Annotated in this window: 18 protein-coding genes; 4 read left to right on the top strand and 14 right to left on the bottom strand. The window is 51.8% G+C overall.

Features of this window, described 5'->3' with window-relative positions:
* Positions 1 to 45 precede the first annotated feature (45 nt).
* Together HAP95_RS16710 and HAP95_RS16705 are read right to left on the bottom strand one after the other, a co-directional pair.
* Positions 46 to 1,587 carry a tetratricopeptide repeat protein gene (locus HAP95_RS16710; protein WP_215885257.1) on the bottom strand — a complete coding sequence of 514 codons (1,542 nt, stop codon included), beginning with the start codon at positions 1,585 to 1,587 and terminating at the stop codon, positions 46 to 48.
* The gene (locus HAP95_RS16705; protein ID WP_226832878.1) at positions 1,584 to 3,017 is read right to left on the bottom strand and encodes a glycosyltransferase family 2 protein; all 1,434 of its coding nucleotides are present in this window, start codon (positions 3,015 to 3,017) and stop codon (positions 1,584 to 1,586) included. Before HAP95_RS16705 ends, HAP95_RS16710 begins: the two co-directional genes overlap by 4 nt.
* 407 nt (positions 3,018 to 3,424) lie before the next feature.
* Between HAP95_RS16705 and HAP95_RS16700 the strand changes: the two genes are divergently transcribed.
* Complete coding sequence (locus HAP95_RS16700; protein WP_215885256.1) at positions 3,425 to 4,483, top strand: transporter; 1,059 nt, start codon at positions 3,425 to 3,427, stop codon at positions 4,481 to 4,483.
* A 76-nt stretch (positions 4,484 to 4,559) separates the two neighbouring features.
* Here HAP95_RS16700 and HAP95_RS16695 read toward each other — a convergent pair whose 3' ends face one another.
* The 8 genes from HAP95_RS16695 to HAP95_RS16660 form a co-directional block, all read right to left on the bottom strand.
* Entirely contained in the window at positions 4,560 to 5,330 is a 771-nt protein-coding gene (locus HAP95_RS16695; protein ID WP_215885255.1) for a hypothetical protein, read from the bottom strand.
* Positions 5,331 to 5,358: 28 nt separating this feature from the next.
* Complete coding sequence (locus tag HAP95_RS16690; RefSeq protein WP_226832877.1) at positions 5,359 to 6,075, bottom strand: C39 family peptidase; 717 nt, start codon at positions 6,073 to 6,075, stop codon at positions 5,359 to 5,361.
* A 68-nt stretch (positions 6,076 to 6,143) separates the two neighbouring features.
* The gene (locus HAP95_RS16685) at positions 6,144 to 7,886 is read right to left on the bottom strand and encodes a beta strand repeat-containing protein (RefSeq protein WP_215885254.1); all 1,743 of its coding nucleotides are present in this window, start codon (positions 7,884 to 7,886) and stop codon (positions 6,144 to 6,146) included.
* Positions 7,887 to 7,935: 49 nt separating this feature from the next.
* Positions 7,936 to 8,361: a FapB/FapC family functional amyloid domain-containing protein gene (locus HAP95_RS16680; RefSeq protein WP_215885253.1), complete on the bottom strand. Its 426-nt coding sequence runs from the start codon at positions 8,359 to 8,361 to the stop codon at positions 7,936 to 7,938.
* Positions 8,362 to 8,391: 30 nt separating this feature from the next.
* Positions 8,392 to 8,799, bottom strand: a complete 408-nt coding sequence (locus tag HAP95_RS16675; RefSeq protein WP_215885252.1) for a hypothetical protein — start codon at positions 8,797 to 8,799, stop codon at positions 8,392 to 8,394.
* A 373-nt stretch (positions 8,800 to 9,172) separates the two neighbouring features.
* Positions 9,173 to 10,828: a chaperonin GroEL gene (gene groL, locus HAP95_RS16670; protein WP_215885251.1), complete on the bottom strand. Its 1,656-nt coding sequence runs from the start codon at positions 10,826 to 10,828 to the stop codon at positions 9,173 to 9,175.
* Between the two features lie 48 nt (positions 10,829 to 10,876).
* A complete protein-coding gene (groES, locus tag HAP95_RS16665; RefSeq protein ID WP_010637826.1) occupies positions 10,877 to 11,167 on the bottom strand; it encodes a co-chaperone GroES in 291 nt (96 codons plus the stop codon).
* An 87-nt stretch (positions 11,168 to 11,254) separates the two neighbouring features.
* Complete coding sequence (locus tag HAP95_RS16660) at positions 11,255 to 12,043, bottom strand: alpha/beta hydrolase (protein WP_215885250.1); 789 nt, start codon at positions 12,041 to 12,043, stop codon at positions 11,255 to 11,257.
* A 480-nt stretch (positions 12,044 to 12,523) separates the two neighbouring features.
* On the opposite strand from HAP95_RS16660, the gene dsbD reads away from it, so the two are divergent.
* Positions 12,524 to 14,302 (top strand): protein-disulfide reductase DsbD, encoded by a 1,779-nt coding sequence (gene dsbD / locus HAP95_RS16655; protein WP_264318869.1) that lies wholly within the window; start codon positions 12,524 to 12,526, stop codon positions 14,300 to 14,302.
* A 4-nt stretch (positions 14,303 to 14,306) separates the two neighbouring features.
* Here the strand turns inward: dsbD and HAP95_RS16650 are convergent, their stop codons facing one another.
* Genes HAP95_RS16650 through glnE form a run of 3 tightly spaced genes read right to left on the bottom strand, consistent with a single transcriptional unit; the run spans position 14,307 to position 18,365 of the window.
* Entirely contained in the window at positions 14,307 to 14,477 is a 171-nt protein-coding gene (locus tag HAP95_RS16650) for a zinc-finger domain-containing protein (RefSeq protein WP_438263677.1), read from the bottom strand.
* A 45-nt stretch (positions 14,478 to 14,522) separates the two neighbouring features.
* A complete protein-coding gene (locus tag HAP95_RS16645; RefSeq protein WP_215885247.1) occupies positions 14,523 to 15,446 on the bottom strand; it encodes a branched-chain amino acid transaminase in 924 nt (307 codons plus the stop codon).
* Between the two features lie 12 nt (positions 15,447 to 15,458).
* The gene (glnE, locus tag HAP95_RS16640) at positions 15,459 to 18,365 is read right to left on the bottom strand and encodes a bifunctional [glutamate--ammonia ligase]-adenylyl-L-tyrosine phosphorylase/[glutamate--ammonia-ligase] adenylyltransferase (protein ID WP_215885246.1); all 2,907 of its coding nucleotides are present in this window, start codon (positions 18,363 to 18,365) and stop codon (positions 15,459 to 15,461) included.
* A 141-nt stretch (positions 18,366 to 18,506) separates the two neighbouring features.
* Between glnE and HAP95_RS16635 the strand changes: the two genes are divergently transcribed.
* Positions 18,507 to 22,211 carry a YhdP family phospholipid transporter gene (locus HAP95_RS16635; RefSeq protein ID WP_215885245.1) on the top strand — a complete coding sequence of 1,235 codons (3,705 nt, stop codon included), beginning with the start codon at positions 18,507 to 18,509 and terminating at the stop codon, positions 22,209 to 22,211.
* Between the two features lie 3 nt (positions 22,212 to 22,214).
* Positions 22,215 to 23,018, top strand: coding sequence for a carbon-nitrogen hydrolase family protein (locus HAP95_RS16630; protein ID WP_215885244.1), 804 nt, complete (start codon positions 22,215 to 22,217; stop codon positions 23,016 to 23,018).
* Positions 23,019 to 23,024: 6 nt separating this feature from the next.
* Here HAP95_RS16630 and HAP95_RS16625 read toward each other — a convergent pair whose 3' ends face one another.
* Positions 23,025 to 23,507, bottom strand: coding sequence for a DsrE family protein (locus HAP95_RS16625; protein WP_215885243.1), 483 nt, complete (start codon positions 23,505 to 23,507; stop codon positions 23,025 to 23,027).
* Positions 23,508 to 23,567: the final 60 nt, after the last annotated feature.

Genomic DNA, 23,567 nt, shown 5'->3' with positions numbered 1-23,567 from the left:
AACAGTGCTATTCACCCTGTTCTAGCGCACTAATCAGCATTGCGCTTAAAACGGTATCGTTAGATTGGCGCCCACGTAACTCCGATGGTAACCGGAACCTCCACCGTAAGCACTGGCTATCTGAGAATACCCACCGGTAAGGCTGAACTGTAAATGCGTCGAAACAATGCCGGTAATAGTGCCGTAAAAGTCGGCTATGGGCGTGGTGACACCGTCTATGGTCTGGTCTCCATATCCGGCGTACAGGCGCATCACCGTGTAAGGAGAGAATTTCTGCACGTAGATAATATAACCTAGGGCTTCCCTGTAGTAATGGGGGCTGAAATATGCGGATGCATATATTTGCTTTCCGAGTGTGTTAACGACTGGTTCTCCGTTGGCCTGATAGAGTGGGAGTTGCAATGGCGTTCCGCTGGCATAAGCCCTGAAATATCCCTGAACACCAAGACTGATGGGCAGACTGCTAAAACTATAAAACTCAGGGGTGACACGAACGACTACTCCGTCACGCTGGTTGCCATCACTAAAAGCCTGGTGAAAATAAGCGGCACCCACAGTACCAATATTTCTGAGGCGTCCGAAGCCTCCCAAACTGACGGTATTGACGAGAATTTTGTTTTCCACGGCAGCAACCGTACGAATCGGTTGTTGATCAAAGCTGAGGTTGAGGCCCCAGGAATCGCTGGGTTGGTAATTCAGCTGCCCGTCCAGTCTTCCAAAAGTCCAGTTTCGCGCGGTGCTGACTCCGCCAAGTATGCTGTAATTCCAGTTGGTATTGATTGGCGCAGACCAGCCACCTTCCACGGTCGAAATGCCAATCTGGCCATTGCTAACGCCACTCGAACCATTGTTGTCGTTTATTTGTGTTTGGCGGAAGCCTCCATACCACATGGTGGGGCTGAGGCGGTTGTCACCGAGGCCGACGCCGGGAATGGTAACCCCGGCCTGGTATATTTGATTGATGTTATGGTCGCTATCACTGCTGTACTGATAGCCCACGTTAATACGATCATGCAAAGGATAGTATACAAAATCCGAAGTTTGCCTGAAAAGTTGCGCTTGCCATTGGGGTCCAGGATAAACGCCATGGGGTGCGGCCAGGTCCAGATGTTTCCGGGCAATGGTATCCCAACTCAGTAAAGCGCTGGCAATAGCAGATTGTAATTGCGGGTCCGTACCCATGCTGCGAACCGGTTTTAAAATGTCATAAGCTTCTCTGGGGCGCCCCAAATTGATGAGTGCCCTGGCCAAACCCACGCGCATGGTTTTCTGATCTTCAGGACTATGGGCGATGGTGATGCCCTTGGAATAGGCATTTTCTGCTTCGTGAGAATTACCAACCCAGAGTGCGGCATAACCAAGACCAGAAAGGGCGGCAAGCTGATCATCATGGTATTTTTCGGGGTGGCGATTGATTTCATTTCTGGCTTTACGAAAATAAGATAGAGCCAAATCAGGATGTTCTTGGGTCAAAGCCTGACGCCCCAGTCGGATTTCATGTCCCGGGTCGGCGACCGCAACAGTGGTACCACAAAAAAAGATCAGCCCAGCAATGACTGCCACGATTTGGATAGGGTTTTTTTTCACTTGGTACCCCATTTCTTTCTCAGGCTTAGCAATTCTGAACCATATCCGGCAAGAGAGGCCGGAGACATAAGTAATTGCGAAAGAAACACATAGAGAAACATGCCGCGAAGATTTTTGCGAATGTGTATTCCGCGTTCTTTAAACATGGTGCTCTGTACCGAGAAGATTACGACGTTATTCAGTGCTGCCAAAGGTAATAACAAGAGGGTTATTGGCCCGGCAAGCAGGAAAAATCCAAAGCAGGCAGCAATAAGTCCTGGAATGAAAAACAAAAGATAACTAATATCAAGCCATGGAAATAACATATTCATAAAAACAAACTGCAGGGTTATTCGTCTTTTTAAAAAAATACCAGGATGAGCCCGGATTGCTTCAAACATGCCGCGCGCCCAGCGCCGACGTTGCTGGAAAAGCTGTTTATAGGTTTCAGGCACATTGGTAAATACAATGGCATTTTCGGCATAACCAATCCGGTAACCTTGCTTTAGTAATCCCCAGGAAAGGACAATATCTTCCCCGACACAAGGAGTCCATCCGCCCATTTCCTTGACCAGGTCACGCTGGTACAAGGAGAATGCACCCTGCGCAACCAGAGTGCCCTGATAAAGACTTTGAACTCTTTTGACTACCGCAATGCCATGGAAATAATCCCATTCCTGCACTCTGGTAACCCATGATTTTCTTGAATTGCGTACTGCAATGGCGCCAGCAACTGCAGCAGTACCCTCTGGATCTCCAAGGTAGCGACCCACAATATATTTTAAGGCATCTTTGTACAGAAAGGTATCGGCATCTACGGTGATGATGATGTCATGCGACGCTATGGCCAAGCCGGCATTGAGTGCGCTGGCCTTCCCTTGATTTTTCTCTTGTTTGATGAGCTTTATTCTTGGGTCAGTAATTTTCTCGACAACATCTATCGTCTTATCGGTAGATCCATCATCAATAACAATGATTTCGATGAATCCGGAATAAAGCTGAGTAAGAATAGACTTTAGAGTGTCTTCAATAGCATTTTCTTCGTTGTAAGCAGCAATTAAAATGCTCACTGGCGGAAGATCGCTCGGTGTATTAATTGGAGGTCTTCGATCCAGTAAAACGCTGAAGATGATAATACCAGAAATATAGCCTGGCACGATAGCCATGCCACCAATCGCGAATATGGTCAGCACCCATCCAAATAAATCAGCGAGACTATCTATCCAGGGTAGGGCGATCCAGATGCTGAATAAAACCCATAGAATGGCACCGAGTTGTGCAATGAGGAATTTGCTGTAAACAGGAATATAAATTTTCTTATCAGTTTTATTTGTTACTTTTAAACTTTGGTCGGTTGCCACGTTGTGATTAGCAAATGTTATATCCTTTTGTGGATGATAAGCGGTAGCCACATTTTCATTTGAATCTTTCTCGGTTCTTGTCTCTAGCATGTTCATTCCAGCCATTTTGTTTTGTATAAAATTTATTAAGCAAATAATATGCCAATATAAATTTATTGTTTTTTCAATGATATACGATTTTATTGTGTCGTCTGCCCTAAAAAAAATACCTAAAATAATACAATAATGATTGAATTTTAGCTATTAGTTCTTATTTTTCAATTTGTTACAAATTTATTTTGAGTGTTTCATCCACGGTACAACAGCTTGTTTTTGTGCTTTTGGGGTATCAATAATGTATTAGAGGTGGGCACAGGAAACGGGTTGCCTGATATTGTTTCTCTGGGTATCCAAAAAATTCTATTTGGGTTATGATTTTGCCGAAGAATAATTTGGCATAAAATGTACTACATCAGATGTGTGGCTCGTGAAATAGAAATATTAGGAGTATCTTAAGTATGCGGAATCGATTGGTTCTTGGCCTTGCTCTAACAGTGTTGAGTGGATTGACCTCTATAGAAGCTAGCGCGGCTGACCAAACTCTGAAAGCCCCACCAGAGTCCGCCAGCAAAAAAGCGATTCTGCAACAAAATTCAGATTTCTTTTATCCGCAATTAACACTGCAATCCAGTGTTTCCTATGCCTACTCAGATCAAAACACGCTGAATCTCAACGGTTTTCTTGCCCTGGGCGCCATATTTCTGGGAAATATAAATATTTCGAAAGTCAATTCAAGTATTTATACATTTACTGAATCAGCCTACTATCCTATATCCAATCGTTTGCAGTTGGTGCTGAACGTGCCAATTGTCTATCGCCAGAGTGTTTACCAGATTGGCGGTGCACAAGATGCGTCCAAAAGCTACAGCCAAGCGACGGTTTCCTCGGGTGGCCCCCGTCTTGGAGATATTAGCTTTGGCGGTTACTACCAGATTTTCAAGGAAAGTAAAAATTTACCCAGTTTGACAGCTAGTCTTCTACTTACTGCGCCCACTGGCATAAATCCCTATGGAATAAAGGTCTACCAACCCGACTCCGGCAACTCAAATCTCATCGTCCCTACTAATCTGCCTACTGGTAATGGCGTCTGGACCTTGAATCCCGGACTCTCTTTTGTAGCGACCTCGGATCCGGCGATTTTTTTTGGAAGTATTAGCTATTATTATAATTTTAATAAAAATTTTCCTGATATCAGTACCACAATGGATCAGGTCCAGCCCGGCGAAGTGGCATTAGGTAATGCATTTCAATACAGCCTGGGAGTGGCTTTTGCCTTGAACGATCGACTCAGTCTGAGCACTTCATTTGCAGATCGTATCCAGTCCGATACGCAAATCAGGACTCCAGGTGGCCCATGGACGACACTGGTTGGAAGTGGCGCTAATGTTGCCATTGCCAATGTTGGAATGACTTATGCCTTTAACTCGAAAACTTCAGTGATTATGAATCTTGGTGCGGGAATGACAAGCAGTGCGCCGAGTTTTCAGCTTACGGCTACTATCCCTTATAATTTCTGATGTGATTTAATGGTAAAAAAACAGGGGAGATAAGTTAGATTAAGTTATCTCCCCTGCTAAAATTCACTAAAATATTTTATGGCGCAGCAGTTAATCCATGCATGCCGCCTAAAATTGACTGTAACTGCGCGAGATTCTGTGTGTTTACTTTGTTTTGATTGACGCCTAAGGTAAGTTTCATTTGATTTTGAATGACGTTTAGATTGGTACCCACCTGAGCAATTTGGAACAGCCCATTGGCTCCTATACCTTGACGAACAGATGCCCCTCCATTATTGATTGCCATGGATAACTGTCCATTTTGTACAGTCATGGTAGTGGTGTTGTTTATGGCGTGTGTTCCTTCCGTTAGGGCGGTGCCAGAGGTAGTAGTGTTCGGTGTACCTTTAACCACATTCAATGACATTCCGTTCTGAATCGAATTGCCGTTCCCCGCAATTTGAATGGCTTGCGTTACTCCCTTGGTGTTATTAAGTCCGCTACCATCAACTTGATTATTGGCGCTTTGGGTGGCTTGAGGCAGGGTACCATTTACAGAATAGGTAATGGTTGGTAAGAAAATATTCCCCGAACTGTTGAGTGCGATATTCATGGTGCTGCGCATGGGTGTTTGGCTGTTGTCGGATGTCCAGTTGGTTTGCATTTCCACGCCAAAATAAACGATGGAGCCACCAATGACACCGCGTCCCACTATTTTGGACAAGGCTTGATCGGAAACTGATTTGAAACTGATTGGTAGCACCTGTGTTAAGGGGAGTGCTAAAGCTGCTGGGCTGATGAGCAGCGACGAGGCAGCCATACAACAACCCGCCACTGTAGCAGTTTTATGTAGTAGATATTCGTTCATGATGTGCCTCTCTCAAGTATATTTATAATCAAAAGTAATTTGCCTGATTAAAACCAAAGTGAGCCGGCGATACTTTTGTATTGGGTAAAATGCCATGTAGCAGTTTAAGTGCGCTGGGTGGTTCTGGTGGGCTAAGAAGCACCGAGTGTGGTTCAAAGCCTTTTCCGAATACCGCAAAAACTATCTTGTTCCAGTCCTTGAGAAATTGTTCTTTGGGCATGATACGATTCCCGAGTGCAGGGTCTGCCAGATAAACGTGTTCTGCCCCCGTTTTTTCAAGAACAACAAAGTGTTTGTAACCGCCCAGATCCAGTAGCACTATGACCGGAATATGAATTTTTTCGAGCTCTGCGGGAGTGACAATGTACCCCTCGCCCTTTAGCCCGATCTTGTCTACATAGTTTTTAAGATCCAGCATGGAAAACCCGACTTTTTTAACTTCTGCTGGATTGCTCACGGTGAACAGGCCTTTTATGACCTCTTCTTCGTCAACATTCTGGCCGAATGCGTATTTGAGGATGGTTGCCAATGAAGCGGCTCCACAGGAAAAGTCTGTGTGTTGCCGTACTACATGAATAAAGTGCATGCCTATCATGTTGGTGACAGGTATGTGAATGACACCCGCTCCAGGTATTATCCCGCCAAAAGCTGCTGCCTTGGCATCGCTACTTTGGGTAAGGGCAAACACCCCTGCCATGATCAGGCTGGACAAGACAAAAGGACGTATTGCTTTGGATTTGAACATGATGACAGCCTCCCGATGAATTTTATAAAACTGCCACCCCAAGGGGGTGGCGAAGTTTCATCTGGTGCTTACTGGGCGCTGGCAATCGCCATGGTATTGGACTGCTGGTTGCCGTTGCCGGCGGCGACGTTCAGACCAATGTTGCCGGAAGCATTCTGCAAGGCATTGCCGCTGACACTGCTGGCATAGGTCGAGGCCACGGTGCCACCAAGATTGGCGTAAGCCATCTGACTGACTGGCGCACTAGCCGTTGCCATGGCGTGGGTAGAAGCAACTGAAACCAGGGCCAGCCCATTCTGCTGCTGGTTCTGAACCCCGGTGGCCACGTTGATGCCGATATTGCCGCTGGCATTTTGTGCGGCATTGCCATTGATAAAGCTGGAATCGGTAGTGTGGGTATCAGAGGCAATGTTGCTGACCGAAAGCTGATTGGCAGCTGCCGTGGCAGAGGCCCATGAACCACTCTTTCCTTTGCTGACATAGCTCAGAGCCGTGGAGTTACCCTGTTGGTTGTTGGCGCCTGAAGCCAGATTTACGCCGATGTTGCCAGCGGCACCCTGCAGAGCGTTACTGCCGATTCCGGCGGCATTGTTCTGGTAGGACAGATACCAGGCCAAAGGCCCAAAAATTACTGGGATACCCTGTGAGCTGAGGATTCCACCCATGGACTGGCTGGTACCTGCAGTGGCGGTGGCACCATAGCTCTTGCTGCCGGTGGCAATAGCCAGGGAGTTGCTCTGCTGATTGCTGATACCGGCAGCCTGATTGAGGCCAATGTTGCCAGCAGCGTTGCTTAGTACATTCCCATAAACACCAGTTTCATTGCTGCCACCGACCATGTGGCCATAGTTCAGGGTGCTGAGGTTGGCTTCATCGCCCATGCTCTGGTTGGTATAGGTTGCCGAGTCGACCATGTTGGCCTTCTTGGTGGCGCTGGCTATGGAGGTGCTGTTCTGCTGCTGGTTGAAACTGCCCGAGGCCATGTTTACGCCGATGTTGCCAGCGGCTCCCTGCAGGGCGTTGGCGGTCAGGTCGACAGCGTTGGCACCACCCACCACCTGTATCGCAAGGTTTTGCCCTTGGCTCTGCGCAGTGTTGGTGGAAGCGTCGGACTTCGTGGTTTTCTTGCTCACGGAAGCCAGCGCCATGGAGTTGCTCTGTTGGTTACTGATGCCAGCAGCCTGATTGACACCGATGTTGCCTGCAGTGTTGCTCAACGCACTTCCGCCGATTTGGGTGTTGTTGGCATTTCCCTGGCTACCATAGTTATAAACGCTGGCACTCAGATTCTGACCAAGATTCTGGCTGGTGCTGGTCGTTGCTGTGGAACTTACCGCCTTCTTGGCAGAAGACACGGCCAGATTGTTCTGCTGCTGATTGAAAATGCCAGAGGTCATGTTGGCACCAATGTTGCCGGAGGCACCGGAGAGCGCGTTGTCGCTCATGTTGACATTGTTGCTACCGTTGACCATCTGGATAGCAAGATTACCGCCCTGATCCTGGGTGGCAGAGACAGCGGCAGTTGATGTGGCATGGGTCTTGCCGTTGGCGGCCAGGGAGCCGGCGTTGGACTGCTGGTTCTGGTTACCGGTGGCGATATTGACACCGACGTTACCAACACTGCCCGCACCGGCATTGCCCAGCATGTTGGCATAGTTGGTGGAATTCAGAACAGAAATCTGGGTGTTGCTACTGCTTTGCTGGCCGTTGTTGACACTGGCACCAGCAGAGGGGGTGGCGAATGCCATGGGCGCGGCCACGAGGGCGGCGATGGCAATGGCAACCGGACTTAACTTGATAGAAGCTTTCATGATATTCTCCTTAAGTGGGTTTATACACGTACAACGAAGTTGATACTGCCTAGTGAATCACCCCGGGGGCTATCCCGAGTGCGAAACTGTTTGCCGAGGTGTTGCCTGATCCTGATACCTGATTGATCTGAGCAATGCCTTCAGCGCCTTTGAAAGCTGTGGGACTGATGACCACATTATTCAAACTGTTGGGTGTTGACGATGGGTCCTGTTTTGCTGAATTTGTAATGTTTTGCGATAAAATGTTATTTGATACAGGTCTGATGGCACCAATAACCATTTGGACACTGTTGGCTTGAGCATTACCTACACCTGCAACTTCATTAATAGCCATAACACCGGTACCGTTTACAAACGCATTGCCTTCAATAACGCTGCTCGACTGATTTACAGATGCGGTCTGAGGCGCCGCCGCAGCGCTCACGGAAAATCCGGCAAATATCAAGGCCAACCCTACAAGAAATTCTGACTTCATTGCTCTCGGCTCCCTTTATCTGAAAATTGGTTAGCGATTGGTGGACATGCTGATGCTTTGCAGATTGTTTCCGCCGCCCCATTCGATAGAGGTTTTACCCCCGCCAGAGCGTGTCTGCAGCTCATCCCAAAGAACCACGCCATTGGTGTTCCGTCCTATCGTAGGCAGGTTAACCGGAATACCTTTGCCCGAGATTCTCGCCAATTGTTGATCAGATACCTTGCTGTCTATTTCAAATTGATTGCTTGCTTTGCCCGCTCCAACAAATGTTTTCTGCAAATTCGTTTGTTGATGAAACAGGATGGCTTCTTTCTGAATTTGCTTGCCAGATACGAGTGTATCGGCTTGCGCTAATCCAACATAAGGCACGAAACATACCAAGCCAAAAGCTAATATTGACCATTTATAATTAACGGTGATCTTATGAAGTATATTCATTTTCGTAGCACCAGGAAGCGAACTGTACGATCTTCCTAAGCAGCTATCGTGCCACTTATTAAACCCTATATATAACAATATGTTAAATTTTTTCTGTGTAGAAAACTCTTTTGATCTGACTAACCATTTGTAACAGATTAATGACCACAGTTACATGATGAATTCGGCCATGGTGGTAAATCTTTAAGTAAAACAATTATGAAGAGTTTTTTGTGCGGCTGTAATTTTTTTGATACAGATGATTCTGTGGCTACGTTATTTGTTGATTTTAATGGTCTAAGATATTTAATCTGGAACAGATTTTTTGCGCAAAAAAACCGGCCCCCAATCAGGGAGCCGGTTTTCTGATGCTACAGACTGCGGGTGAAGAGGCTTAGAAGCCGCCCATACCACCCATGCCGCCCATACCACCCATATCACCACCCATATCACCGCCTGCCTTGTCATCTCTCTTAGGCAGTTCGGTGACCATGGCTTCCGTGGTGATCATCAGGCCAGCAATGCTGGAGGCCTTCTGCAACGCGGTGCGGGTAACCTTGGTCGGGTCAATGACGCCCATTTCGAACATGTCACCATATTCGTCGGTGGCGGCGTTGTAGCCATAACCAGCCTTACCGTCTACCACCTTGTTCAGAATGACACTGCCTTCACCACCGGCGTTGGCCACAATCTGACGTAAAGGCTCTTCAATGGCGCGACGGATGATGGCCACACCCATGTCCTGGTCGTGGTTGGCAGCCTTGAAGCCTTCCAGCGCGTGACGGGCACGGACCAGGGCCACACCACCACCGGGAACAATGCCTTCTTCGACGGCTGCACGGGTAGCGTGCAGGGCGTCTTCGACACGGGCCTTCTTTTCCTTCATTTCCATTTCGGAACCGGCACCGACCTTGATGACTGCCACGCCGCCAGCCAGTTTGGCCACCCGCTCCTGTAGTTTTTCACGGTCGTAGTCGGAGCTGGCATCTTCCATCTGACGACGGATCTGCTCGACGCGAGCCTTGATTTCGCTCTGCTGGCCAGCACCATCAATAATGGTGGTGTTTTCCTTGTCAATGACGATTTTCTTGGCCTGACCGAGGTCGGCAAGCGTGGTGCTTTCCAGTTTCATGCCGATTTCTTCGGAGACCACGCGGCCGCCGGTGAGGATGGCCATGTCTTCGAGCATCGCCTTGCGACGGTCACCAAAGCCAGGTGCCTTGACGGCAGCAACCTTGATGATGCCACGCATGGTGTTGACAACCAGGGTAGCCAGGGCTTCGCCTTCCACGTCTTCAGCAATGATCAGCAACGGACGGCTGGACTTGGCCACCTGTTCGAGGACCGGCAGCATGTCGCGAATGGAAGAGATTTTCTTGTCGTGCAGGAGGATGTACGGATTCTCCAGATCGGCAACCATCTTGTCCTGGTTGTTGACGAAGTAGGGGGACAGGTAGCCGCGATCAAACTGCATACCTTCGACGACGTCCAGTTCGTTGTCGAGGCCGGAGCCTTCTTCGACCGTGATGACGCCTTCGTTACCCACTTTTTCCATGGCTTCGGCAATGATTTTGCCGATGGAGTCATCAGAGTTGGCAGAAATGGTGCCGACCTGGGCCACTTCCTTCTGGGTTTTGCAGGGCTTGGACTGTTTCTTCAACTCTTCGACGATGACGGCGACAGACTTGTCGATACCGCGCTTCAGATCCATGGGGTTCATGCCGGCGATCACGGCCTTGAGGCCTTCGCGGATGATCGCCTGGGCCAGAACCGTGGCGGTGGTGGTGCCGTCACCGGCTTCATCGGAAGCCTGGGAGGCGACTTCTTTCACCATCTGTGCGCCCATATTTTCGAACTTGTCTGACAGTTCGATTTCCTTGGCGACGGAGACGCCGTCCTTGGTGATGGTGGGGGCACCGAATGACTTGTCGAGTACCACATTACGACCCTTCGGGCCCAGGGTGACCTTGACGGCATCGGCAAGTACGTTGACGCCGCGCAGCATTTTTTCGCGGGCGTGTTCAGCAAAGGCAACTTGTTTGGCTGGCATAAATACTCCTCAAAATAAATGAATAAGGGTTGATATATTCAGCAACGCTTACTTTTCGATGACCGCCATGATGTCGTCTTCACGCATCACCAGCAGCTCTTCGCCTTCCACCTTGATTTCGGTGCCGGCATATTTGGCAAACAGGACGTGATCCCCTTTTTTGACATCCAGGGCACGGACTTTGCCGTCTTCCAGAATTTTGCCGTGACCAGCAGCGACGATTTCGCCACGCACGGGTTTTTCCTTGGCCGTATCGGGAATGATGATCCCGCCGGCGGTCTTCTGCTCTTCTTCCAGACGACGAATAACGACGCGATCATGTAAAGGACGCAGTTTCATTGAGCATTTCCTCGTTTTACAGGTGAATGGATGTCTTCATCCTGGGTGTTGTTAGCAGTCACACCCATCGAGTGCTAATCATAGGCGCTAAGATTTCGCTGTCAAGGGGGCATTGCGTGATTTCGGCGGCCAGAGCCTGGAAAGGCTCTGCAGCAATACCCGATCCGCACCCTGTAAGCGGTGATTGATACCGGGGAGGGCGCGCACTGCCAGATGTTCACATTGGGCGAGGGCTGCAAATTGATAGCTTTGCTGCAGGGGAACGGCTTCATCGTCAGTACCATGCAGAATTTCCACCGGACAATGCAGATGCACCGGGAAGCGCAGCAAATCATAGCGCCAGCTGTCAGCTACCAGATCGAAGCACATACGCAATTCACCCAGCCCGTAATGGTCCTGCCAACAGCGCAGGTGGCTGGTTTGCCAGCTGTGTTGATCTTCTGGTGAAAGGGTTTGAAAAAGTGTCTGAATGAAGTTGTAGGCTGGTGCAATCAGCAGGAGGGCGCGCAAGCGTTCCGGCCAGCGCGTCGCGGCAATAGTGGCCAGCCAGCCGCCCATGCTGGAGCCGACCAGAATGACAGGCCGGTTTTCCAGCATCTGCAGAATCAGGCGCAGGTCTTCCAGATAACGAGAGAGGGTCAGCTGTTCAAAAAGTCCATCAGAGCGGCCGACGCCGCGAGGATCAAAGCGCACCCACGACCAACCCCGATTTTGTGCGTATTCGGCCAGAAGTCGGGATTTGGAGCCATTCATGCTGGAAGCAAAGCCCGGTAGAAAAATGCCTACCGGGTCTTGATGGGTTTCATGAATGAGTCCGGCAAGGCGCTCACCGTTGGCATGTACGAGCGTAAAGGGGCGTTCGGCAGAACAGGGCATGGTTGTGGCTCCACATAAAAAAAGGGCGACACTATAGTCGCCCTAAAACCACAAAGGAGGAAAGAAACATGCGCTCGCAATCCAAACTTACTGGTGCAGATCGCCCAACAATATTAGCAAATAGTGTGAGTGCTTGCAAATAACATCCCGACCGGTCGGAAAAAAGAAGGGCGAAATCCGAAGATTCGCCCTAAAACCACCAAAGGAGGAAGAAACATGCGCTCGCAACCTATCACAGCCGCTTGCATAAGATTGGAGCATGGACCATTCAAAAAGTTCCTGAGCAGCAAAATTTTCTTCAAGGCCGGTTGTGAGGTCTGCCCAGGAAGGCCGTGGCCTGCTTGTTGCTAGTAACTGAGAAGGGTAGGCTGCAATATTTTCCCCTTTGAAGCCTCTACGGGGGCTTTCATCTACAGGTTCGGGAGCAAAATCGGCATGGTTGTTCTGCAGGCACATAGGACCCTTTGGGCCAGATTCATCATGTTATGTAGTGCAGTTCTGTTATTTGGGCTGAGCGTTTCCTATGCCCATGCCCATGCCGATCATTTTCTCAGTCCGGATCAAGCGTTCAGCTTTTCCGCGAAATTGTCCAGTCCCGACCATCTGCAGTTGCGCTGGGATGTGGCACCCGGTTATCACCTCTATAGAGACCGCATTCAGGTTTCGGTGCTGCCAACCAGCATTTTGTTGGGAAAGTACACACTTCCCAAGGGGGTGATGCTGAATGACCCGGCTTTTGGAGAAATGCGGGTTCTGGAGGGCAAGAACACCGTGACCATTCCTTTTTCGGTCAAAGGCACCCCGCCGGGCGCGCTGGCCGTCAAAGCCACTTATCAGGGCTGTGCCAATGCGGGGGTTTGCTATCCTGAACAAAGCAAGACGGTACAGGTGTCCTTGCTGGCTCCAGCTTTGGCACCGCTAACAGCCGCTTCGGTATCCAGTCCCCATTCCCAGTCTTTACAGGTAAAAAGTAGCAGTAATGCCGGAGTATTGGCTGGTGCTCTGCAGGACCGTTTCTGGCTGACTTTAGGACTGTTTTTCATTGCCGGCCTGGGACTGGCTTTTACACCCTGTATATTTCCGATGATTCCTATTTTGTCCGCACTGATTGTCGGTCAGGAAGCTAAACGGGGTACACAAAAATCCCGGGCTTTTACTTTGTCGCTGGCTTATGTTCTGGGCATGGCGTTGACTTACACCATCGCGGGAGTGTTGGCAGCAATAACGGGTGCCTACCTGCAGGCTGTTTTCCAGAATCCCTGGATTCTGGGCGCATTCGCACTGATATTTGTGTTGCTGGCGCTTTCCATGTTCGGGTTTTATGAGTTGCAAATGCCCAGTGGAATGCAAACCCGGCTTTCCGGGATGGGAAAAGGCGGGCATCTGTTCAGTAGTTTTGTCATGGGAGCCCTGTCGGCACTCATTGTCGGTCCTTGTGTGGCGGCACCATTGGCAGGGGCCTTATTGTTCATTTCCCAGACAGGTAATATGTTTTTGGGCGGGCTGTCGCTGTTTGCCCTGAGTCTGGGCATGGGCGTACCCCTCTTGATTATTGGGACTTCGGCAGGTCGGCTCTTGCCGCGCGCCGGTGCCTGGATGGACGCAGTCAGGGCCATTTTTGGCGTGTTGATGTTGGGGGTGGCAATCTGGCTGATTGCCCGGGTGCTGCCGGGAGCGGTCAGCCTGGCGCTTTGGGCAGCACTGGCCGTTATTTCCTCTATCTACCTGGGGGCGCTGGACGCTTTGAGGGCTGAAGCCACAGGCTGGAGACGCTTCTGGAAAGGCGTGGGAATCCTCCTGCTTGCCTATGGTCTGGTGATGGGGGTGGGCGCGTTGAGCGGTGCTAGTGATCCGCTACAGCCGCTTTCAAGAGTCATGGAGACGGTAAAGGGTGCAGACCGCTCACAGCAGGCGGCGTTGCACTTTAGCATGGTGAAAAGCCCCCAAGCCCTCGCTGCCGCACTGAAGCAGGCTGATGGTAAACCCGTCCTGGTGGATTATTGGGCCAGCTGGTGCGTGGAATGTGCGCGCATGGACAAGGTGACCTTCGCAACGCCAGCGGTGGAAAATGCCCTGCGCAATCGGGTATTAATCCGCGTGGACGTGACCCGGAATGACGCCAATAGCCGGGCTTTGTTGAAGCGCTACAATCTGGTTGGCCCACCGGCATTTATGGCCATAGGCGCAAATGGTCAGGTGCAGGCCCAGCAGGAGGGCTATTTGGGGCCCCGGGCTTTCATGCATTGGTTGCCTCAATGAAGAACTAGTGTCCTGCCGCCTTTTTCAGCGGCCCACCCTTCAATACGTAGAGCGTGCCGCAGTAGGGACACCGGGCTTCGCCCGTTTCTTCAATTTTGAGGAATACCCGGGGGTGACCATTCCAGCGGCTCATCTCCGGTTGTGGGCAATAGAGCGGTAACTGTTGGGGTTCCACCTCGGTGAACCCTTTGTTGCAGCAGTGAGTGGCGTTTTTCATGATTCAGGCGACGTGATGCAACCATTCGGGATGATCATCCCGACGTCCCGCGACCGTCTCGAAATAACGGCTTTGCAACTGGCTGGTGATGGGTCCCCGACTGCCACTACCAATGACTCTTCCATCAATTTCGCGAATCGGCGTGACTTCGGCGGCGGTGCCCGTAAAGAAAGCCTCATCGGCAATATAAAATTCATCGCGGGTGAGTTGTTTTTCGACAATGGGAATACCGGCATCCCGGGCAAAACGGAGAATCGTGTCGCGGGTTATGCCTTCCAGGGCGCTGGTCAGGGTGGGGGTATAGAGAATGCCGTCGCGCACCATAAAGACGTTCTCGCCGGAACCTTCGGCTACATAGCCTTCACGGTCCAGCAGCAAGGCTTCATCATATCCGCAGGACGAAGCTTCGCGCTGGGCCAGCATGGAGTTCATATAATTGCCGGTAGCCTTGGCTTTGCACAGGTGGATGTTCACCTGATGACGATTGAATGAACTGACCTTGACGCGGATGCCTTTTTCAAGGGCCTCCTGCCCCAGATAACTGCCCCAGCTCCACGCGGCAATGAGGGCATGGACTTTCAGGCCTTTGGCAGATAAGCCCATGCCTTCGGCTCCATAGAACAGCAGTGGGCGAATGTAGGCAGACTCCAGCTGATTTACGCGAATTACTTCCTTGGTGGCCGCGTTGATTTCTGCTTCCGTGAACGGTACTTCCATCTGCAGGATTTTGGCACTGTTGAACAGCCGTTTGGTATGCTCCGGCAAACGAAAAATGGCGGCCCCCTGGGGGGTGGCATAAGCACGCTCGCCCTCGAAACAACCCATGCCATAATGGAGGCTGTGGGTCAGTCCATGCACCGTAGCTTCTCTCCAGGGCACCATTTTGCCGTCAAACCAGATAAAACCGTCGCGATCCGCCATGGACATTTTTACTTCTCCTTAATCTGTATAACTACCAATCCATTCCAGCCAGATGACCCGCACCTTTTCTGAGGCGTCCTGCAAAGCCTCCCAATGCGGGGTATCATCGGCATGTACATTGTTTTCCTGCAAGTTCAGCCAGCGTTCGTTTTCTACTTGCCGGTAAAGTTTCCAGGCATGCAGCAAATCAGAACCTTGTTGGGGATCCCAAACACCGGATTGCATCAAGGCTCTGATGGCTGCTGCGGTGCTGGTATTCTGACACAAATCCGGCTGCTGTGGGCAAGCGCCTAGCATAGCAAATTGTACAAGAAACTCGATATCTGTCAGTCCACCCGGGCTCAATTTCAGGTGAAAAGCTTTTGGGGCTATGTTTTTATTGTCGAAAATACGTTTTCTCATGCTCCGCACGGCACTTTTCAAGGTCTCGGCGTCTCTCCCGGAACTCAAAATGGCATGACGCAATTTTTCGAAACGTGCTCCTAACTGTGGATCGCCGGCCACCCAGCGGGCGCGGGTCAGGGCCTGATGCTCCCAGGTCCAGGCGGATTGGTGCTGGTAGCGGCTGAAAGTCTCCATGCTGCTGACCAGGGGGCCGGATTGGCCGCTGGGCCGCAGGCGCATGTCAATTTCATATAGAATGCCTGCGCGGGTCAGCGTGCTGAGCAGGTGGATGAGCCTTTGTCCCAGGCGGGCAAACCAGGTGGAGGCGGGAAGGGGGGCTGGACCGTCACTTTCTGCATCAGGTGGGGCGTCATATAAATAAATCAGATCAAGGTCCGAGGCGAAGCCCATTTCCTGCCCACCCAGCTTGCCTAAGGCGATGACCGCAAAAGATGCTGTCTGTCCATCCTGAGCGCAGATCCGGCCATGGCGGCGTTCCATTTCCAGCCGGGCCCAATCGAGCGCGGTTTGCAGGGTAAGTTGTGCCAGATCGCTGAGTTGATTCAGTAACGACTCGATGGATAACTGCTGTGTCCAGAAGCTGGCCGCCAGGCGTACCAACTCGGCATTTTTAAAGCGCCGCAGGGCATCCATGCGTTCTTCTTGGTCTTCCGCATATTGTAGTTGGGCGTGGAGAATTTTCGGCCATTGCCCCGGCTGATGGTTGTTGCTGAGTACATCATCGAGCAGCACGGGAAAGCGGGCGAGTTGCTGCGCTAACCACGGACTGTGCAGCAGCGCGCTACAATGCTGGAGATAGCGGGGGTTTTCGGCGAGGAGCGCGAGGTAATTGGCTTTGCTGAGTAAGGCTTCCAGCAGGTTCAGAAAATGTTGGAGAAGTGCTGCACCATCGGCTTCATGCGCACACATTTCCAGTATCTGCGGCAGTAAATTATCCAGACGCTGGCGTCCTTCAGTGGATAGCCGCAAAGAGACATCCCGACTATGGGCAAAGCGCCAGAGTCGTGACCAGCTATCAGATGGGCTTGGAAAATGCAGTTGCTGGAAAAGAGCCTCAGGGAGCATGTCCAGAGTATGGTTTTGGGCATGCAGCCAGAGTTGCCGCCCCTGTTCCGGTGTATTGCTGGAATGCGCAGTTTGCGGAGCCAGCGTTTGTAAAAAAATCTGATGCACTTGCTGGCGCAAGGAGCCCAGATCCATCCGAAAACCATCCACATCCCCATAATGCATGGCGCAAGCCAGTCGCTGCCATTCGCTCTCATTGCGCGGAAGTTGCTGGGTTTGCTGGTCCTGGACCATTTGCAGGCAGTGCTCGGTATTACGAAAAAAACAGTAGGCTTTGCTCAACAAAAGAAAGTCGGATTTTGGCAGTAGATCCAGTTTGTGGAGAATATCCAGCGTGCTGAGGGTGTTAGTATTGCGTAGTTGGGGGGTACGCCCCCCATGGATGATCTGGAGTGATTGACAGATAAATTCGATTTCGCGAATGCCGCCTTGTCCTTTTTTAAGGTCATGACTACTTTCGCCCTGCTCAGCATCCATCAGGGCCTTGACCTCACGGAGCCCCTGCAGGGCGGTAAAGTCCAGATAGCGGCGGTAAACAAAAGGTCTTAGCATTTCCAGCACTTTTGCACCAAAATCCAGGTTACCTGCTACGGGACGGGCCTTGATGAAAGCGTAACGCTCCCAGCCCCGCCCATGGACCTGATAATAGTGCTCCATGGCGGCAGCACTGATGCAGAGGGGGCCGGCATCACCAAAAGGGCGCAGACGCATGTCTACGCGAAAGCAGAAACCTTCGGCGCCGGGTTGGTCCAGCGCCTGAATCAGCCAGCGCCCCAAGCGGCTGAAGTATTCACTGTTTTCCAACGAACGGGGACCATTGCTGCTGCCATTTTCGCTAAAGCAGAAAATGAGGTCGATATCCGAAGACAAATTCAGCTCTTTTCCACCGAGTTTGCCCATGCCGATGACCGCGAAAGAAACTGCTTCTCCGGCATCGTTCTTGGGACATCCATAGGTTTGTGCCAATAAGGCCTGAGCGTATGTGCAGGCCTGCTGCAGGCAGGTTTCGGCCAGCGCGCTGATGGCCGCTACGGTTTCCGGCATCTGCTCGCCCATCGTGCGATCCCGCCAGATGATTTCAATCATCCGCGCATTCCGATAGCGCCGTAGTGCCGTGTTGAAGGCCTCAGGGCTGAGATCTTTCAAGTCGGGAAGCGGGGTGACTTCTCCCTTGGCCAACAGGAACAGATGCTGGGGATGACACTGCAGATACTGGCGCAGAAAGGGGCTGGCGCAGGCAACCTGCAAGCAATGCCGGAAAAAACCTGCACCATATTCCAGTAGGTTATTGCGCTGGGTTTCTGAAAATGTTGTCCAGATGACCGTGACCATTTCTTCTATGGCTTCCCTGTCTACAGGGATTTGCCGGAGACTTTCGGTGATCAGGGTGGGTAACCTAGTCCCGGTTTTTGGGATTCCAGTTATTGGGTTTTCAGGCACAGGTCTTTGGGGCATGGGGCTTTCCTTGGCAGGGCATGTTCACAGTGTACCTGAAGATGGTTATGATACGATCCCTGTAACCCCCGTATATTTTCTTGTGCTATTCAGGAACCTCAAGTATTTCCTCAGTATTTTCACCGACATCGACCGGGTATCATGGCTGATGCCCATGCTGATGCCCCGCATCAGGCAGGACTGCGACAGTCTCTGCGCAGACTGGCTGTTGGGTACGCCCAGATTTTGGCAGTGCTGGTCGCGGGCGCACTGCTGCTGATACTTGCCGCTTATCTGTTTTTTATATACAGGCCGGAACTGCTCCGGGATTATCTGCGCAGCGCCTTGATACAGCATTTCTCGGAACCCGTACAACTGAGTGCCATCCGAACCGGATGGAAGGGCGGACCCACTGTGCAATTTCAGCATTTGCTGATTGGGTCTGCCGTCCATCCGGATTTGTCCCTGAATGATGTGAACTTGCAGCTTTTTGTCTTGCCGCTGTTCGCGGGCGACCTGCTGGTCAGAAAACTGGATGTGACCAGTGGTTCTGTAAAACTCCTCAAAAATGCCCAGGGTCATTGGCAGCTGGCTGGACTGAAACCGGGTCAATCCAAGGGTCATTTTAATCTCAAACTGGATCCAGCACGTCTGCACATCCAACATTTTTTGATCAAATTGCCGGACAATAATCATTCAACAGACTTGCATTTGCAGTGGCTCAGTACGGGCGGCTTACGACCGGACATGCAGGTTCACCTCGACTGGGCACAAGGCGGCAGTCTGGAGTACGCGGGCGCGGTGCGGAGCATTTTTGCCCGGTCAGCACGCTCAGCAGGAAATGGGCAATGGGCGGTACATGGCCTGCCCTTAGCCTGGTTGCATGAACTGGATGGCCGTTTCCCTGCGCTGCAGGGAGTGCTGAGTGCAGAGGGCAGTCTGGTCTGGCAGGGTGGCTTGCCCAGCGCTTTGGACGGCCATTTTCAATGGAAACATCCGGGTTTTTCAGGGCGGAAAGCGACCAGGGTGGAAGGGCAGCTTCGCTGGCAGGGGCGTGCCCACTCGGGGCAGCTTGAGATTTCACAAATCAGAGGGATCAGTGCGCAGCCCTTGTCCGCCCGGTTGCGTCTCCATTGGCAGGGGCGATTGCAGGGTGATTTCCGTGCCAAAAACTTGCCGGTTCAGCTTGTTATGGACATTGTCGGTCCTTTATTACCAGCGCACTGGCAAAACTGGCGCCAATCATCCTGGCACGGAAGCTTGCGGGACATGCAGGTACATTTTGCAAAAATCCGGAACTCCCAAAAGCTGGGCTGGCAACTACAAACCCGGCTGGACGATCTGGATATTCCCGCTCTGGGTCAGGCTCCACGCCTGGACGGATTGAGCGGCCAGCTTGATTTTCAACCGCAACAATTCAACCTACACCTGCAAAGCCGCCAACTGAATGTATTTTGGCCGCGTTATTTTGCGCATCCCTGGTTTTTACAAAAAGTGTCGGGGAATATTTCCGGTCGCTGGAATGCTCAGCACTGGTCTTTGCAGGCTGCTCCTTTGTTAGTTCATGGTCCTGGAGATTTGCGGCTAACCGCCAGCATTGGTCCACAACAATTACATTTGCAAGCCCGACTGCAGCACCTGCCAGTACGCGACATCAACACTTTTCTGCCGAATCAGGGAATTTCACCGGCATTGCAGCGCTGGCTTTCCAGGGCCTTTCTCAGTGGTACTCTGGCAAAGGCAGATTTGCGCTGGCAAGGTCCCTGGCAGCGTCTGCCCCAAAACCGCAATCATGAACACCTGAATCTGCAGGCGCATTTTCACAATGTGCATTTGCATTACGCGCCACGCTGGCCCGATGCGGAGCACCTGGAGGCCCTTTTGCAGTGGACTGGAAATGACTTAACCGTTCGCAGTCAAGGAGATGTTGCTGGCATTCCGGTACGGGAGGCGCAAGTTTCCATTGGTAATCTGGATACGGCATATGCATCGCCCCTGTATGCAGAAATCAATACGCCTCTGGCCATGGCAAAACTGCTGCCTTATTTGCGTCAGACCCCTATTTTAAGCCAGGCGCAAACACTGCCCCTGCAACTTTCCGGGGAAGGACAGTTGCATCTGGCCCTGAAAGTGCCTTTTCATCATGAAAAAACCCGGATACAGGGTGTGCTTGCTTTGCAGAAGGCCGGTATGAAAATAGGAAACTGGCAAGCTGAATCCATTTCGGGACCCATTCATTTTCAGCGCGATGCCATCAGTGCCAAAAACCTGCAGGGTCAGTTTGTTGGCGGCCCCGCACAATTGAGTTTGCAAGCCCAAGAGCTTGACCATCGGGCGAATCTGCAGATGCAATTGCAGGGGTCGCTGCAGGCCGGGCAGTTACCGCTGCCGCAATCCTGGCAATCCAGACTGCATGGTGTGATTCCCTACCAGGTATCCGGAACCCTGGAAAATGGCAGGCTGCGCTTATTGGGAGATACCCGGTTACAGCGTAGTCGAAGTACCCTCCCGGCACCCTTTAACTGGAATTATGCGGATGAGTCCCGCGTCAACATCTCGGGACAGGGGCTTTGGCACCGTGCTTTTGATCTGACGGTTCACGCAGCTCAAGGTCAAGCCCGGCTGAGCTGGAAAAGGAAAGGTAGGCATTGGCAGTGGCGGGCTGCAGCGCTGCGCCTGGGGGCGGGATCCCTTCCCAAAATGCCCGGCCACGGCGTGATGATAGATGGGCAGGGTAAGGTTCTGCCTGTGGATGAATGGTTCGCTCTCTTACCGGAAGGTGGCCTGGGAGGCAGCTTGCCAACCACTCGTTTTGACCTGCATTGGCAGCAAGTGCAGCTGCTGGGGCAGGTTTGGCAGCATACCCGGATGCAGGGAGAGGCCCGTGGCCGTAACTGGCATTTGCACTGGCGCAGCCCTCAGTCTGCAGGCAAGCTCACTTATCAGGCGGCACGAGGTCCGGCACAAGCGGCCGCCATCCATCTGAATGTGCAGAAACTGATACTCAGCCCTGCGCAGACCGAACATCTGCAGTCTGTCCGGCTGACTTCCGGGGTGCCTTCTTCTCCGGCCTGGGCCACAGGTAGCCCGCTAGACCTGGACGCCCATATGGACCACCTGGATTGGCGGGGGCATCGCGCCAATGAGGTGACCTTGCAGGCAGAACGCTCAGCAAGAGGCTGGCAACTATCGGCTTTGCAAGGGGAATGGCTCGGTAGTCACTGGGATCTCAGCGGCGCATGGCAGCCCCATGATGGTGGCAGGTCTACATTGCAGGGAACCGTGCAGAGCCACAATATTGGCCCGGCTCTGGAAGCGGTGGGGATGAACAGTCTGGAATATGGGCAAGCCCGGTATACGGGAAAAATTTCCTGGCCGGGCGCACCCTGGAAATGGAAAGTGCAGCATCTTCAAGGGACGATCCAGTCCAGTATAAAAAACGGCCGCCTCAAAAAAATGGGGACGGATGTGTCCTGGCTGGTTTATGTGAATCCAACGACCCTGCTGAAAGATCTGCTCACCCTGGATTACCGCCCATTATTTGGAGAGGGTTTGTTTTTTCATGAGCTTTCGGCAAGCTTTGTTCTCGGGAAGGGTTTGGCACGCAGTCAGGATATTCGCCTGAACTCCAGTGCGCTGGCCATGCATGGAGCAGGGGTCCTGGACATGGTTGATCAGCAAATGAATCTGAATTTGCAGGTTTATCCCTTGCAGAGTTTTGATTGGCTGCTGGGGCATTTTCCGCTTCTGGGCCCGGCACTGTTTGGGAATTCGGGTAAGGTGCTAAAATTGGATTATCGTGCCCAGGGCTCTTGGGAACACCCCATGGTTACCCGCATATCGTCATCGTCAGCCAAGGATAAATAACGCATGGACGCTCAGCTTGCCGTGATTCAGATGGTTTCTTCGGATATCCCTTCAGAAAATCTTGAGCAAGCTGCAGGACTGATCCGGGAGGCCGCCCGTGAGGGGGCGAACCTGATCCTGCTGCCCGAGAATTTTGCCTTTATGGGGCGCCATGAAACGGACAAGCTCGCGCTGATGGAACCCGATGGCGAAGGTGTTATTCAGTCCTGGCTGGCGGATCAGGCGCGTCAGCAGGGCTGCTGGCTGGTGGGCGGCAGCATCCCCATTGCAGCCCCGGATGGGCGTTGCCATGCGACTTGTCTGGTTTACGATAATGAAGGCCAGCGCCGCGCGCGCTATGACAAAATTCATCTCTTTGATGTGGATCTGGCGGGTGGGGAAACGTATCGTGAATCCCGTAGTATTGCACCCGGCAAGCAGCCGGTCCGGGTAGAAACCCCTTGGGGTCAACTGGGGCTCTCCATTTGTTATGATTTGCGTTTTCCGGAGTTGTATCGTCATTACGCCGGTGCCGAACTGCTGGTGGTGCCCAGCGCTTTCACCCGACAAACGGGTGCCGCCCACTGGGAAAGTTTGCTGCGCGCCAGAGCTATCGAAAATCAGGCGTATGTGCTGGCTGCCGATCAGGGTGGCCTGCACCAGAATGGTCGTCAGACTTTTGGCGGCAGCATGATTATTGACCCTTGGGGGCAGGTTCTGGCCCGCATGGAACAGGGACCGGGATGGGTGATGGCTGGAATGGACAGGGATTACCTGCAAAGTTGCCGAAAGCAGTTGCCCGCTCTGCAACATCGGCAACTGGACTGAGCATTTTTACCAGGCGATATAGGCGTAACCCTTTTGCTGCAGGGTAATAAGATCCACCGCGCCGCTAAACACGGGTACTGCCTGCGAAATCAGATCTGCCTTGTCGATGTGGATGGTTTTCATGGTCTGTTCACAGGCGTTGAAAACCACGCCATACATGTGCAGGCTTTCTACCTGTTCCATAATGAATTTTTCGTAATGTTGATGGTTTTTCGGGGCCTTGACCAGCAACCAGAGGCCGGGTCCGAAGCAGTCGATGACAATATCAGCATCGCTGTTGAAATGTCCGAGGACGACGGCAGCACTATGCAGGATGTCCAGAATATAAGCCGGATCGGACTTGTTGAGTTGAAACACTACCTTGTTTTTGGTCGGTCCCATCATGCCCTGGGCGTTGCCCTGATTGCTGAGGGCCAGGGCACCGACTCCAGCAACAGCAGCGATACCTCCGATGAACTGACGACGGGAATGGTTTTTGGATTGGGTCATGCTATTCTCCTGAACTTTATAGATAAGACTCTCCTGGAATCATAGCAATAATTAAGCCGG

It is taken from the genome of Acidithiobacillus sulfurivorans (assembly GCF_018853815.1).
Taxonomy (GTDB): domain Bacteria; phylum Pseudomonadota; class Gammaproteobacteria; order Acidithiobacillales; family Acidithiobacillaceae; genus Acidithiobacillus; species Acidithiobacillus sulfurivorans.
This window is presented reverse-complemented; position numbering and strand designations above follow the sequence as displayed.